This window comes from Larkinella fluvii (assembly GCF_051857545.1).
In the GTDB taxonomy this organism is placed as follows: domain Bacteria; phylum Bacteroidota; class Bacteroidia; order Cytophagales; family Spirosomataceae; genus Larkinella.
Window position 1 is genome coordinate 524,826 of sequence record NZ_JBPZHB010000001.1, and the last position, 15,173, is coordinate 539,998.

The window sequence follows — 15,173 nt, forward strand, 5'->3', positions numbered from 1 at the left end:
CATTTTTTTACTTATTATTCTATTTACTCAACGTTATGAAAATTGCTGTTGTTGGAACCGGTTACGTTGGACTCGTAACCGGAACCTGCTTTGCCGAAACCGGCAACCAGGTCACCTGTGTCGACATTGACGAGCGCAAAGTTCAAAAGCTCATCAACGGCATCATCCCCATCTACGAACCGGGTCTGGACGTGTTATTTAACCGCAACACCGCCGAAGGCCGTCTAAAATTCACAACCAGCCTGGCCGAAGGCATCGAAGGCGCCGAGGTTATTTTTCTGGCCCTGCCCACTCCTCCGGGCGAAGACGGTTCTGCCGATCTGAAATACATCCTGAAGGTAGCCGGTGATCTGGGGCAATTGCTGAAAGAGTATGCCGTGATTGTCGACAAAAGCACCGTGCCGGTGGGAACTGCCGAAAAAGTACACGATTACATCTCGCTGGCTGCACAGGTGGAGTTCGACGTCGTATCGAATCCCGAATTTCTCCGCGAAGGCGTTGCCATCGAAGACTTCATGAAACCCGACCGGGTGGTGATCGGCACCAAGTCAGAACGCGCGAAAGCCGTGATGAGCAAACTGTATGCGCCCCTGGTTCGTCAGGGTAATCCGGTGATTTTCATGGACGAACGTTCGGCCGAAATGACCAAATATGCCGCCAACGCATTCCTGGCCGTCAAGATTTCGTTCATGAACGAAATTGCCAACCTCTGCGAAAAAGCAGGGGCCAACGTCGACGACATCCGGAAAGGAATTGGAACCGACAGCCGCATCGGCAAGCGGTTTTTGTTCGCCGGTATCGGCTACGGCGGAAGCTGCTTCCCGAAAGATGTGCAGGCACTGGCGAAAACCGCCCAGGAGTATGACTACGATTTCCAGATTCTGAAATCGGTGATGGACGTCAATGCGAAGCAGAAAACCAAACTCCTTCCGATTATCAACCAGCACTTCAACGGCGATCTGAAAGGAAAAACCATTGCCGTATGGGGGCTGGCGTTCAAACCGTATACCGACGACATCCGGGAAGCTCCGGCGCTGGAAAACATCCAGGCGCTGCTGGATGCCGGCGCGAAAGTGACGGCCTACGACCCGGAAGCGATGGATAATGTGAAAAACGTATTTGGCAGCAAAATTACGTACGCCCACACCTCGTATGCCGCGCTGGACGATGCCGATGCGCTGGTGATCATGACCGAATGGCCCATGTTCCGGACGCCGGAATTCAGCAAAATGAACCTGCTGCTGAAAAACAAAGTCATCTTCGACGGACGGAATCTTTACGAACTGGACCAGATGAAAGAATTGGGCTATACCTACTACAGCGTTGGTCGCGAGACCATCTCGCAGGCGGTGGAACAAGCGGTTTGATTTGGCCTGCCGGAAACGGGTATACATTGTAATGCAACCTCCTCAACTGTGAATAAAAACTCAAAAATCTACGTTGCCGGACACCGGGGTATGGTGGGGTCGGCTCTGGTGCGTAGTTTGGTAGCCAAAGGCTACCAGAATATGATCACCCGCACCTCGTCGGAACTGGACCTGCGCAACCAGGCGGCCGTCGCTGATTTTTTTGCCGACGAAAAACCGGATTATGTTTTTTTAGCGGCTGCCAAAGTCGGCGGTATTTGGGCCAATAATACATACCGGGCTGATTTTCTGTACGATAACCTGCTGATCGAAGCCAACATTATTCATAGTGCCTACCAAAACAGTGTCGAAAAACTGCTGTTTCTGGGTTCCTCCTGCATTTATCCCAAGCTGGCTCCGCAGCCGTTGAAAGAAGAATACCTGCTCAGCGGTTATCTGGAAGCGACCAACGAACCGTATGCGATTGCTAAAATTACCGGCATCAAGCTCTGCGAAGCGTATCGGAGCCAGTACGGCTGCAATTTCATTTCGGCGATGCCGACCAACCTCTACGGCCCGAATGATAACTACGATCTTCAGGGGTCGCACGTGTTGCCGGCCTTGATTCGGAAATTCCACGAAGCGAAAATTAGCAACCAGCCCTTCGTTGAGGTCTGGGGAACGGGTTCGCCCCGCCGGGAATTTTTGCACGCCGATGACCTGGCCGATGCCTGCGTGTTTCTGATGGAAACCTACAACGATGAATTGTTTGTCAACATCGGGACAGGCGAGGACGTCACAATTCGCGAACTGGCCGAACTGGTGAAAGAAACCGTTGGCTTTGAAGGCGAACTTCGCTGGAATACCGACAAACCGGACGGTACGCCCCGCAAACTCATGGATGTTTCACGACTGCATGCCCTGGGCTGGAAACACCAAACCGATTTGAAAACCGGTATTACCACGACCTATCAGGATTTTCTGAATCACCAGGAAGTTTACGTCTAACCAAATTAAAACCTTAGAATACAGCTAATTACTCACGTATGAAGAAAGCACTTATTACCGGTATTACAGGACAGGACGGCGCTTATCTGGCCGAATTATTATTAGAAAAAGGATATGAAGTACACGGTATCAAACGCCGGAGTTCCTTATTCAATACGCAGCGTATCGATAATTTATACGAAGACCCACACGAAAAAAATGTGCGGTTCAAGCTTCACTTTGGCGATCTCTCCGATTCGACCAATATCATCCGGATTATTCAGGAAGTGCAGCCCGACGAAATTTATAACCTCGGTGCGATGTCGCATGTGCGGGTGAGTTTCGATGAGCCGGAATATACCGCCCAGGTCGACGGCATTGGTACGCTCCGCATTCTGGAAGCCGTCCGGCTGTTGGGTTTGATCGAGAAAACCCGCATTTATCAGGCATCCACCTCCGAATTATACGGTGGGGTGCAGGGACACGCGCAGTCGGAATTGACGCCATTTTACCCGCGTTCGCCCTATGCCGTTGCCAAACTGTATGGCTACTGGATTACGGTCAACTACCGTGAAGCGTACGGCATGTATGCCTGCAACGGTATTTTGTTTAACCACGAATCACCGCTGCGGGGCGAAACGTTCGTAACGCGCAAAATTACCCGTGCTGTGGCCCGGATCGGTCTGGGTTTGCAGGACAAAGTATTCCTGGGAAACATTGACTCGCTGCGCGACTGGGGCCATGCCAAGGACTACGTAGAAGCCATGTGGCTGATTCTGCAACAGGAGAAACCGGAAGATTTCGTGATTGCCACCGGTGTCACCACCTCAATCCGTGATTTTGTCCGGATGGCATTTGCCGAGATTGGCGTCGAACTGGAATTCCGGGGCGAAGGTGTGGCCGAGCGGGCGTTTGTGGTGCGTGCATCGAACCCGGATTACCCGGTCGAAGTCGGCAAAGAAGTATTGAGCATCGACGAGCGGTATTTCCGCCCGACGGAAGTGGATCTGCTGCTGGGTGATCCGACGAAGGCCATGACCCAACTGAACTGGCAGCCCAAATATGACCTGGCCGCGCTGGTAAAAGACATGATGACGGCTGACATCGACTTGTTCCGTCGCGATCAGTTGCTGGCTGAAGGCGGGCATTTGGTGATGAATTATTTTGAGTAAACCAACATCGGTGCGGTTCGAAAACCGGTAAATTCTATGTCAACGACCTCAAAACAACGCGCAACGGTTATTAGCCTCAACCTCTCGCTGGGTAATTACCAGCAATTTCGGGAGGAAATCATAACGGCGGCAAAAGCGAAACAGGCGGGTTCCGTTTGTTTCGCCAATGTCCACATGACGGTTGAGTCAAAGTTTAACTCGCACATTGCCCAGGCAGTCAACGGGGCCGACTGGGTCCTGTGTGACGGTGTCCCGCTGTTGTGGAGTCTGCGGTGGCTGCATGGAGTAAAGCAGAACCGGGCTACCGGGCTGGATATGCTGCCCGATCTGTTGCAAAAAGCGGAAGAAACCGGCGTGTCTGTGTTTTTCTATGGATCAACGCCCGAAATTCTGCAACAAACCGTTGACGTGTGTCGCAAAAAACACCCGAAACTGACGGTTGCGGGTACGCTGTCTCCACCTTTCCGGGCATTGACACCTGAAGAAGACGAAGAAGTCGTCGAACAGATCACGCGGTCGGGAGCCGGTTTGGTATTCGTCTCTCTGGGCTGTCCCAAACAGGAAGTCTGGATGGGCAAAATGCGCGGACGGATACCCGCCGTGTTGCTGGGGATTGGCGGAGCGTTGCCGGTTTTGGCTGGTGATGTGAAACGGTCACCCGACTGGATGCAGCGGGCGGGCCTGGAGTGGTTGTTTCGGTTTGCGCAGGAACCCAAACGGTTGTTCAAACGGTATGCGGTTACGAATAGTTTGTATACCTGGTATTTGATGAAGCAATTGGTGAAGGGGAATTAGCATCCGCCGTATGAAACAAAAATGCAGCAGTAGTTGAAACGTACAGAAATACTATGCGAACCTACGTATTTACGTTAATTTGTATTTGTCTGGCCGGATATACAGTCGATGCCCAAAATCAGCGGGCATCGACTGTTCAGTTTTCAGGCGAAATCGGCGGAATGGCGTCGTCCGCGCGTCGAACCCCTTTTTGGTTTAGAGCCAATCAGTTTGGAACTGTGCCCTTTACAGCTCCGTTTGGCACTATTCGCCTGGGTAGTTCGGGTCTTTTTTACAAAGACAGCACGTGTAGCGGCTGGTTTTTTGGCTATGGAGCCGAACTAGTTGGTAATGTGGGGCCCACAAGCCGGGCACTCCTTCCAGAAGCGTACGTGAAAGTTGGCAAAGGGTATTTCGAATTGGTGGCCGGACGAAGACGAGAAATCATTGGGTTAGTCGATAGCACGCTTTCATCCGGTTCCTATTCGTGGTCGGGTAATGCTTTGCCAATTCCGAAGATCCAGATTGGTACGCGTGGATTTGCTCCCCTACACTTTACGGGCGATTTGATTGCCATCAATGCATTCTTTGCTCATGGCTGGTTTGCCAATACGGATTCGATGAGAAATTCATTTTTGCATCAAAAAGCCGTTTATGGCCGAATTGGTAAGCCAAACTGGAAAATAAAATTATACGGCGGTATTCTCCACCAGGCGCAATGGGGTGGACGTTCTGATTATTTAGGAACGGGAAATTCCATTAAAGGACAATTACCCTCCTCCTTTAAGGATTACCTGCATGTGATTGTATCAAAACAACCTAGTCAGACCAACGACATATCGTATCATGACCGTGTCAACCAATTTGGAAATCATGTAGGTTCAATCGATGTTGGAGCAGAAATTACCCTTGCTAAATGGGATGCGCTGGCCTATTATCAACATCCATTTGAAGACAAATCGGGGATAGCGTTTATGAATTTACCGGATGGATTGTATGGATTGCAATTGAAGCGAAGAGCGGCCATTTCCGGGTCTTTCTTTCAAATTAACCGTTTGCTGATGGAACACCTGACTACGATGGATCAGAGTGGTAGCACAATCCAAACGAAGTATACAATGTATCAGGGAATTGACGATTATTTTAACAATTTCCAATATAAGGACGGTTGGGCACATTCGCAGCTTGTCTTAGGGACACCATTTATCACACGTCGACAGGAGGTGAAACCACAATGGCAGAATGTGCCAGGGGAGTATAAATTAACGATTGTGAATAACCGTGTCCAGGTTTTTCATTTTGGAATGGAAGGCGGATTTTATTCAGGAGTACAACTGTCAAGTCGTTTATCACTAAGTAAGAATTATGGTACCTATCGAAGTCCTTTTGGTAAGTCTCTAAACCAATTTTCAGGCGTAATTTGGTTAAAATGGCCCGTAAAATGGCTTGGTGGATCGGAGCTGAATACGGCGGTTTCAATGGATCAGGGAGCACTTTATGATAAGGCACTGGGAGGATGGATAAGTTTGAAAAAAGTTTGGGGGAATAAATAAAAAGATTATAAACACCGGTTTTTTTAATTTAAGTTAAAGGCTATTTATTAGATAAAATAGTATACTTTTTGACTCATGCACTTTAAATATTCCAAATATATTCACCTTAAGCTGTTTGCTACTTCACTTCTTATATTTTTCGTGTTTTCTCAACTTAAACAGGATACACCTTACTATTCAGGAAAGGATTATACGACTATCAATAGCATCCAGAATACGATTGATAGCACAATGACGTTGAAATCGGTTTCAAGTTTCCCGATCGGCGTAGCATTTAATTCGGCTATTATCGCCAATAATCCAGAAAACTATAAATTATTTCTGGAAGAATTTAATTCTAAAACTGTTCATACTTACATGAACATTGAGCCTTTACCGGACCAGTTCAAATTCAAAGAGCCGGATTATTGGGTTGATTTTGCAAAATTACATCCAATTCGGTTGCATGGACATTGTCTGATCTACCATATAAGTGCCCCGACGTGGTGGCAGAAGTTTGGGAAAGACCGGGATGGATTTGAAAAAGCAATTGAAAATCATATTCGAAAAACCGTAGGACGTTATCGGGGGAAGATCAAAAGCTGGGATGTTATAAACGAAATGTTTGCCTATAATTCAGGATCTATCCGCTCTACTATTTTTCGAAAATACTACGATAACGATCAAGATTATTTGTCATTTGTAAAGCGTTGTTTTCAATGGGCCCACGAAGCCGACCCTAATGCTCTATTATTTTACAACGATTTTAGCTTAGAGTATTACCCGAAAAAAGTACAAGCGGTTCTTCAATTAGTCGCTGATTTTAAACGAAGTGGAACCCCAATTCACGGAATTGGTACACAAATGCATATTACGTTCAATGCAAATAATAAAGGAATAGAGAATTCGCTGCAAGAGTTAGCTTCTACAGGTCTTCAAGTCCATATTTCCGAGCTGGATATTCAGATGAATCCGAAAAATGCCTCTGCCATTATTTTTTCGAACCAATTTTTGAGTCAGCAACGTAACAAGTATGAAACAGTCGCAATACTCTATAAAAAAAACATACCGGTAGCGCAGCAGTATGGAATTACTTTATGGGATTTTAGTGATGCAGATAGCTGGTATGTAATCAACAAAAAACAGCACGATATACCAAACATATTCGATAAAAAATATAGAAAAAAGCCAGCCTATTATGGTTTGCTTTCTGGGCTGAAATAAGCTATTTAGTTAGCTTTGGATCACATCGCTATAAATCGCCATCATCATATCATAATTTGATTTCGGAGTGTATTTCTTAAGGTATTCTTTACGACCTTCTAAACCCATATCTATTGCAAGCTGCGGGTTTTGATAGAGAAATTCTATTTTTTTTGCCAGATCTTCAGCATTTCCACCCTCATAAGTATATCCAGTAACACCATCTTCAATTAATTCCGGAATTCCACCCATGCGAGAACCTATAACGGCGGTACCTTTTGCATAAGCTTCAACAACAACCCGGCCAAATGGCTCATGCCAGACAGAAGGAATAACTAAGATTCGCGCTTTGCCAATAACATCATAGGTGTCTAATAAAGATAACTTTCCTAAATATTCAACATTGTTTTTTTTAGAATAACTGATTACTTCAGGAGCCAACGGACCTTCACCAATTATCTTTAAATGAACTGTAGAACCAATAAGAGAATGTGCTTCAAGCAAATGTTCAATACCTTTTTCAGTTTGTAGACGCCCAACATAGACAACGTAATCTTCTTTAACTATAGATAGACCGGGATCAGGATAAACAAAATTGGGTTTAACGTAAATTTTCTCAACTGGGAATCCGCCATCTATCATTTTTTGTCGAATGAATTGTGAAATACATATGAATGCATCGACCTGCTTCCAAGTAGGAAGAAGTTTATGTATTGCAAGCATAGTGGTAACGGTCGTCGTTGCTCCTCGATTGTCCCGATAGCACTTGTGCAGAATGGCGGGAGTCTTTAGAGATTTGCTCACACAGGTGTCGCAAACTTGACCATCTCGATACATTGTGGCGCTCGGGCAGATTAAGCGATAATTTCGCACAGCTTGAACAACGGGTACATTTTCGGATTTAGCTGCGTAATAAACCGAAGGAGATATAAGTGGGAAAAAATTCTGAACGTGCATTACATCATGTTTCTGACTTCGCAATAATTGTTTCACATACTTGTATGAATCCTGCGACCACAGGGTACGTAAAGCAACAGAGACTTTGGAAAGTTGGGAAACTTTTGCATTGTTTTCAATGAAAGACGTAACTGAATTTCCGAATTCTTCCAGAATAGCTACTTCAGCTTTACGTGATTCATCTTCACCGCCTTTGATAAGATACTCATTATGTATGCTTAATATTTTCACATTTTCTAAAATTTAAGTAAGCTACAATTATAAGGCACCGTTAGCTAAGCGGCAATAAAATTTTTGAAGGTTTACTTTTGTATAAAGTTTGAAACTTAAGTTCAATGTGATAATACGTCAATGTAGACATAAAATGAATAATAGATAAACAAATTATAGAATAGACTAACTCATTAGTTAATGTATGAGGGATTTTTATTAATTTAAATATTATCAAATTAACAACTCGCAAAACAAGATAATGATTTAAATAATACGAATACGAGTATCGACCCAAAAAATCAAATGTGCCCTTGGATAAAAAAACAGAAACAATGCCCTTTTCATTTGAAAAAATGACGATCACCGTCGCAAACCATAAAGGCATTAACCAGTTATTAAATGCTGAATAATTTATTACAAAATATAAAGTTAAGACAAGAGATGTTAATTCGATGAATGAATAATAGTGTGATTTAATAAAAGTGAATGGTGTGAGATTATATATTTTGTAAGTAATCATCCCAACTAAAAAGCCATATAAACAGCGGATTAATCCGTAATCATAAGTATATATAATGTTTCCATTGTGCAGCCATATGAAATAAAAAATAATAGGAAAGAATAGAAAGCTTAGTACAATAATATTTTTTCGGAGAATAACCAGGAATACCGCCCAAACTAAATACACGTAGAATTCGGCACTAATACTCCAACTAGGTACATTCCAAGAAACATAGGCAAAAATGCCCAAAGCCTGTGTCAATGTTAAATTACCAATAAAGGTAAGTAGGTTTTCTTTTACAAAAATTGGATCCTCAATTTTAACAACATAGCGGTCAATGCCAAATCGGAATAATTCATAGCCAAGCGCAAGAAATAGAGTAAATAGGTGCAAAGGATATAACCTAAAGAACCGCTTCTTTAAAAATAGAGCAATATCTGAATAATAGTTTAACCTTGCCAGATTACTGTATGAAATTACAAATCCTGACAATACAAAAAAGAAATCAACGAATATATCACTCTGACCTATAAATTTATTTGTATTTGCAAAATGAATTCCAAATGATTTCATGTGAAAAAATATCACCATAATTGCCGCAATGCCACGAAAAGTATCTAACACCTTAAACCGCATAATAGAATATAATTAGAATTGTAATGGCAGTAAGTCTATTCAAAAAAAATGTTTTAAGCTCATATCTAATCATTTAACCTGAGTAGTCAGCGGTTTTTTGTAATAATATGATTCTAAGAGTTTTCTAGGATATACTTCAAAATATTGATATGTATATCTGGAAATATAATATAAAATAGCAACATAAGGTATTATAGTTAAGTCGTACCAAGCTGAGTCAACTTTCCAGAATCTTAGAATTATAATATCGAAAAAAGTTTTAATCAAAGCATTGTTCATATAAATAGAGTATGATAAAACGCCCAATTCTTTGAAAAAGGGAGTGTCCATTTTCTTAGAGATCCAACCTAATTCAAAAGAGAAAGTTACAATTGTTAAAAGAAAAAATAAAGGTGATACAAAACTTATATCACTCCAGTAAGCAACAGACCAAAGTGAAACAGACAAAGTCAGGAACTCTAGGAAGGTAAACAGATAAAACATTGACTGATTTTGACTACTCAGCGAGGTATATTTTTTATTCAATATAGAATATACCTCTGAAGCGATGCATCCCAAAAAAAAGCTGTATGTACATCGCCATATTCCAGGAATACCAATTTTTAATGAAAGATTGCCGCCATTTACATAGTAAATAATAACAAGAGAAATTACAGAAAATGCGAGAAATATTAGAATCTTTATGAAGGAAGAGAAGCGATTTATATAGACGATTGAAAAACAAAATATAATGTAAGCGAAAATTTCTGCACTGATCGACCAGCTTGATGTATTCCATGAAAGATATTCTAGTCCTTTAATTGGCAAGCCGTACGTTTGAACTAGGAATATATTAGCTACAAAACCCACAAATCTATGATTATAGAATGGAGGATAGTTGAAAAGATCATATTTATATAAAAATATTTTAAAAGTTTCAAAAAGTAGAAAAACTATCAATAAGCAAAAATGCAATGGATAGAGTCTAATAAATCGTTTAATTAGAAAATCTTTCTGCTGACTAATTGTTTGAATTTTCTGATAATTGTAATATATGACGAATCCACTTAAAGTAAAGAAGAAATCGACAAATAACCAACCATGTGATATTAATGCGGTATGGCCGATAATACCAGGTCCCGGTTTAAAATGGTACAAAGCAACAACGAGTGCGAAAATACCCCTGAACCCATCCAAAACGTGAAATCGCTTATTCATACTATTATTGATTGATAAATTAACTAACAGTTAGGTCAGTAAAGGCAACTGACTTGGGATTTAATTTGTTAAAAATTTCTTCATAACATTTCATAATTTTATTCTCATCATACTGTTTAGCTCCTTCGATGAGTAGATCTTTTGATATAGGATTGTCGATTGCAAATTCGATCTTTTTGGCTAGCGCGTCTATATCTGAAGCGGGTACAATGTAACCCAGTTTTCCATTCTGCAGAATTTCAGCCGGGCCACTCTTACAATCGGTAGATACTATTGTTGTTCCAGCAGCTAAAGCTTCGACCAGAATCACTCCAAACCCTTCCCATTTAGAAGATAGGACAAATACATCAGCTTTATTAATCCATGCCACTGGGTTTTTTTTAAAACCGATTAATTTTGCAATTGAACCCATTTTATAAGAATTAATTCTGTACAAAAGTTCGTCATGTAAATGTCCTTCGCCCACAATTATTAATTTAACTTTTCTTCTTAGAGATACATTATATACGGCATCTATTAATGCTGAAAAGTTTTTTTGATCAGTGAGCCTACCTACACCCATTATTACAGGGTAATCTTTTGAAGTGAGCCATATTTCTTCTACATTTTGCTCCGCTTCCGATAATAAATGGTCGTTATATGCGGGATTATAAATGACAGAAATTTTCTTTAAAGGAATTTTAGCAAATTTGCTTAAGTCATTAGCTACGCCCGACGAGACTGAAATAATAGAATCTGCAAAGCGATAAAAGATAGGGATGAACAGAAAACTTAATTTATATATTGACCAGGGTAGCATCCTGAATTCCTCGATCGTATTGCTATGTTCAGATATGACGACTTTTGTATCAGTTGCAGACCAGTATTTAGCAATTATAGCTAAAATATTAAAACTGGGGACACCTGTGAAAAGAATATCGGATTTGTTAGATCGTAAATAACTTATTAAATACCTTAATAAATAAAATCGATTTTTTGTGTCTGGAGATATTATTTTAATGTTTTCATTTAATAAATCTAAATAAGGACCTTTCACAACACCCAATAATAAAGTTACTTCATAGCCTCTGATCGCTAAATAATTAGCTACATGTACTATGATTCGTTGTACTCCCCCCTGCGTTAAATCGCGATATACTAGTAAAATTTTCATGACGTTATGCTTAGATTAAGCCAAATTATATCGTGGCATTTACGATTCATTTTTAAAATGACTATTTTTTGAGGAAGGGGCTATACTTATCGAGCATATTAAAAACATAACCCAATACACATTATTATACTTTAATAAAAAACTTTCTGTAAAACTTACAATGGTAAGGAATATAAGTATGAGTATGTACCAATAAGAATGATATTGTGTAGTGTTTTTGATAAAATTCAGAGAACGCTTGTATGCTTTGAGTAGCACAACTGAGAATAATGTCAAACCTATAAGACCTAGTTCCAAGGTTATATCGATGAAACCATTGTGTCCTTGTTCTGGATTCCAGTCGGAATCCACCCAAAGCGTTTTTGATAAAAATTTGGGAATCCAGAATGCACTATACCCGTATCCAACCATTGGCGATTGGTTAATGTAATCTATAAGCATTACCCATAGAGGAAGTCGTCCCGTAAAAGAATCATCCTTGCCAATGGCACTATAGGCAGTTTCGCTGCCTTCAATTATAAAAGATATTAAAAATTGAGTAACTATTATTCCAACAATGATAAGGATTACTAATCTGGACTTCTGATAGTTTTTGTAGGCCCAATTCAGAACAATATATGCGGGAAGCATTACCAAAAAAGCAATTTGGGTGGTTGTCGATTTGGACATCATTAGCAAAATCAGGCAAAGTATGCCAATGACTGCGATAAAAAATTTGTTCCCACTTACCTGTTTGTAATAAAGTATAGTTGAAATCAGACAAAGCCCTGCAATTCGTCCTAAGCCATTTTTGTGAAAATAAACTCCCTGCCAGGCACCTTGGTGAACACCTGTTGCAATGCCATGTTCAGGTACTAAAATGATCATAATATAACTGGAAATAACAATCATACATGTCAAATAAAAGAATAACTTTAGAATATTTTGCTGCTTAAAATATTCACTTATGTAAAACGCATATAGCAAACTAGCAATAAATGAAACGAGACGTCTTGACGTTACTTCAGGCGCTTGTGACCACACAATCGATAGAACAGCTACAACACTTAATAATATCAGGAAAGAGTTTTTTCTTATGTTTTTGAATAATACATAATACTTCTTTGTGAAGTAATATATCATTACCGCATACAACATTAGCCAAAAGTACTTTACGGCGCTTGCGGCTGCGCTATTATTTTGGATATCTTGTTCATCAGCGACTAAATACAAAAGCGCTCCGCTTAACATATATAATAGGAATGAATTTATTATATATGTCGATGAGCTAATTTTTTTTACCCTTTCAATGTTAGTGAAATAGGTAGGAGGGTAGGCGGTCTCTATTTGGGCACTTGTATTCATACGTTTATTTTTTTAATAAGCTCTGAATATTTTAGCTTCCCATTTGGGATAGCAATTCGAATAATATTAGCCTTAATCAAAAATGCTGAATAGAATACAGAGCAAAGTATTAATTTCAATAGAAGTGATAAGTAGGTATTTTTTATATGTATATTTATAAATACCCAGTATAATAAGCCACTTATCAGCAAAATATAGAGCATATACGAATAGTTTGGGTGTGGTATATGGTACTCTTTTTTTCCAAAATATACACTAAATATTAATATAATGGCGTACGTAATGACAGTTGAATATGCAGCGACTATAATACCGTATTTTTGGAGAAAAAAGATATTTATTCCAATTTTCAAGACTGAACCTGTTACATAAATATAGGCTAGCTTATCGGTTCGCCCTTTAAATTGAAAGGAGTTATTATAGTGAAATATTGATATTCCATAAAGTATAGTGCTTACCAAAATGTATGGCATAATCATAATCGCACTGTTTCGATAAGGCTTTCCTATGAAAAGATTCGCAATTTCTTGAGAAGATATAAACAATATTGAACAAATTATTGTTGCCACAATTAGCAATGTATTCCCATTTTCTTTTAGTTTCTTCAGTAACGTTTCCTTATTTTTGTCTTCATACAATTTTACAAGAACTGGAAAATTTGTTAAATTTATAATGAGAAAGGGAACCCATATCGCTTGTCGATACAAGTCATATCCGACTGAGTATAATCCTGCCTCTTTATTTCCTAAGAATTCTGCAATTAACAGCTTGTCTATAACATTATTGATAAAACTGGAAGATAGCATTAAAGCTAGCGGGATTCCATATTTTAGGATCGATAGTGAATCTTCTTTGTTAAATACGCTGCCAGATACTAACAGGTATTTATCTCTGTAAATTACTAATGGTACCAGTTGTGACAGTATATATGATATGACAATTGCGGAATAACTTCTATAGTAATAAGTTAATCCAATTGAAATTACTATGAATATAATAGACCGTATTAGCTCTGATTTTGCATAATTGACGGCTTTCAATGATGCTCTTTGTAATTCAAGGTTAATATCATAAATAGAATATATAATGAGCCAAATGAAACCTAACAAATATACATAGATCTCGCCTGGATTATAGTATAGGATTATTGAAATTACGGCTAATGTAGAGACTAGGATAATTCGTCCAAAATACAAGATCGTATTTGTGAAATCTTTTTTCCGGCTTTCATCATATTTATGAATATAACGGGCAAGAGTTACGCGAAGCCATTGAAATAACAATGAATTACTCAACATTACCCCAGCAAAAACTACATTGTACGTACCCAATTCTTCCGGAATTAAAAGATAGCTGAATACTGATAGTGTAAGAAAGTTTGCTACAGAAGGCGTAAACCTTGCTATTGTATATAATATTGTTTCTTTCATTGGCAATCTGGAAGGAGTATATCCTCTATTGTACTGGTTTACCAGGCGTTTTTATCGCCTTTCACCATCTTCTCTACCGTCCACCAACAGATTTTTACATCAAGTGTAAGTGTGGAATATTTAGTATACCAGACATCATAGCGAACCCGGTGCCGCATTTGACTAATTTCCGATGTTTCGCCCCGTAACCCTTTCGACTGGGCCAGACCAGTTATCCCCGGTTTCACTGCAAACCGGTGTTTGTATTCCGGTATAAGCGGCATATACTGGACATCGAGTGGAATGGGGTGCGGTCTGGGACCAACGATGCTCATGTGACCCGCAATGACATTCAGAACCTGCGGCAATTCGTCCAGGTTGGTTTTTCGCAGAATTCGACCAATCCGGGTAATCCGCATATCGTTGTGAGTAGCTTGTTTGAAGGAAGCGTTTCGCTGGTATTTCATTGTCCGAAATTTCAGACAAGGGAATGGACGACCATTCCGCCCTGAGCGCAGTTGAACGAACAGAATAGGCCCCCGCGATTCCATTCTGATCAAAAGACCGATCAGCGGAACGAACCAGGAAAGAATGAAGATGGCAACCAGCAAAGAGACGGTGATGTCGAAGACTCGTTTTGCCACGGGCTGCGATTTCCCCGCAGTCGTCTCACTGACGACATAATACGAGGAGTCGGGTTGTAACAAGTTAATCATAACGTTTCCAGGTTGAGTAAGAACTGTAGAGA

Annotated in this window: 13 protein-coding genes; 6 read left to right on the plus strand and 7 right to left on the minus strand. The window is 40.4% G+C overall.

Going from position 1 to position 15,173, the window contains the following annotated elements; translation table 11 throughout:
* Nucleotides 1-35: 35 nt before the first annotated feature.
* The 6 genes from ACS5NO_RS02225 (at nucleotide 36) to ACS5NO_RS02250 (ending at nucleotide 7,035) form a co-directional block, all read left to right on the plus strand.
* Entirely contained in the window at nucleotides 36-1,367 is a 1,332-nt protein-coding gene (locus tag ACS5NO_RS02225; protein ID WP_439413635.1) for a UDP-glucose dehydrogenase family protein, read from the plus strand.
* 48 nt (nucleotides 1,368-1,415) lie between these two features.
* Nucleotides 1,416-2,354, plus strand: a complete 939-nt coding sequence (fcl, locus tag ACS5NO_RS02230; protein WP_439413636.1) for a GDP-L-fucose synthase — start codon at nucleotides 1,416-1,418, stop codon at nucleotides 2,352-2,354.
* 38 nt (nucleotides 2,355-2,392) lie between these two features.
* Nucleotides 2,393-3,505 (plus strand): GDP-mannose 4,6-dehydratase, encoded by a 1,113-nt coding sequence (gene gmd / locus ACS5NO_RS02235; RefSeq protein ID WP_439413637.1) that lies wholly within the window; start codon nucleotides 2,393-2,395, stop codon nucleotides 3,503-3,505.
* Between the two features lie 36 nt (nucleotides 3,506-3,541).
* Nucleotides 3,542-4,300, plus strand: a complete 759-nt coding sequence (locus tag ACS5NO_RS02240; protein ID WP_439413638.1) for a WecB/TagA/CpsF family glycosyltransferase — start codon at nucleotides 3,542-3,544, stop codon at nucleotides 4,298-4,300.
* 53 nt (nucleotides 4,301-4,353) lie between these two features.
* On the plus strand, nucleotides 4,354-5,832 hold the full coding sequence (locus ACS5NO_RS02245; protein ID WP_439413639.1) for a capsule assembly Wzi family protein: 1,479 nt from the start codon (nucleotides 4,354-4,356) through the stop codon (nucleotides 5,830-5,832).
* A gap of 141 nt (nucleotides 5,833-5,973) precedes the next feature.
* Nucleotides 5,974-7,035, plus strand: coding sequence for an endo-1,4-beta-xylanase (locus ACS5NO_RS02250; RefSeq protein ID WP_439413640.1), 1,062 nt, complete (start codon nucleotides 5,974-5,976; stop codon nucleotides 7,033-7,035).
* 9 nt (nucleotides 7,036-7,044) lie between these two features.
* On the opposite strand, the gene ACS5NO_RS02255 is transcribed toward ACS5NO_RS02250, so the two are convergent.
* The 7 genes from ACS5NO_RS02255 to ACS5NO_RS02285 all read right to left on the minus strand — a co-directional run bounded on the left by ACS5NO_RS02255 (nucleotide 7,045) and on the right by ACS5NO_RS02285 (nucleotide 15,141).
* Nucleotides 7,045-8,202, minus strand: a complete 1,158-nt coding sequence (locus ACS5NO_RS02255; protein WP_439413641.1) for a glycosyltransferase family 4 protein — start codon at nucleotides 8,200-8,202, stop codon at nucleotides 7,045-7,047.
* 40 nt (nucleotides 8,203-8,242) lie between these two features.
* On the minus strand, nucleotides 8,243-9,322 hold the full coding sequence (locus tag ACS5NO_RS02260; RefSeq protein ID WP_439413642.1) for an acyltransferase family protein: 1,080 nt from the start codon (nucleotides 9,320-9,322) through the stop codon (nucleotides 8,243-8,245).
* Between the two features lie 69 nt (nucleotides 9,323-9,391).
* A complete protein-coding gene (locus tag ACS5NO_RS02265; protein WP_439413643.1) occupies nucleotides 9,392-10,519 on the minus strand; it encodes an acyltransferase family protein in 1,128 nt (375 codons plus the stop codon).
* 19 nt (nucleotides 10,520-10,538) lie between these two features.
* Entirely contained in the window at nucleotides 10,539-11,672 is a 1,134-nt protein-coding gene (locus tag ACS5NO_RS02270; RefSeq protein ID WP_439413644.1) for a glycosyltransferase, read from the minus strand.
* Between the two features lie 39 nt (nucleotides 11,673-11,711).
* Nucleotides 11,712-13,016, minus strand: a complete 1,305-nt coding sequence (locus ACS5NO_RS02275) for an O-antigen ligase family protein (RefSeq protein WP_439413645.1) — start codon at nucleotides 13,014-13,016, stop codon at nucleotides 11,712-11,714.
* Complete coding sequence (locus ACS5NO_RS02280; RefSeq protein WP_439413646.1) at nucleotides 13,013-14,446, minus strand: lipopolysaccharide biosynthesis protein; 1,434 nt, start codon at nucleotides 14,444-14,446, stop codon at nucleotides 13,013-13,015. Before ACS5NO_RS02280 ends, ACS5NO_RS02275 begins: the two co-directional genes overlap by 4 nt.
* Before the next feature lie 38 nt (nucleotides 14,447-14,484).
* Nucleotides 14,485-15,141, minus strand: coding sequence for a sugar transferase (locus ACS5NO_RS02285; protein WP_439413647.1), 657 nt, complete (start codon nucleotides 15,139-15,141; stop codon nucleotides 14,485-14,487).
* Between the last annotated feature and the right edge of the window lie 32 nt (nucleotides 15,142-15,173).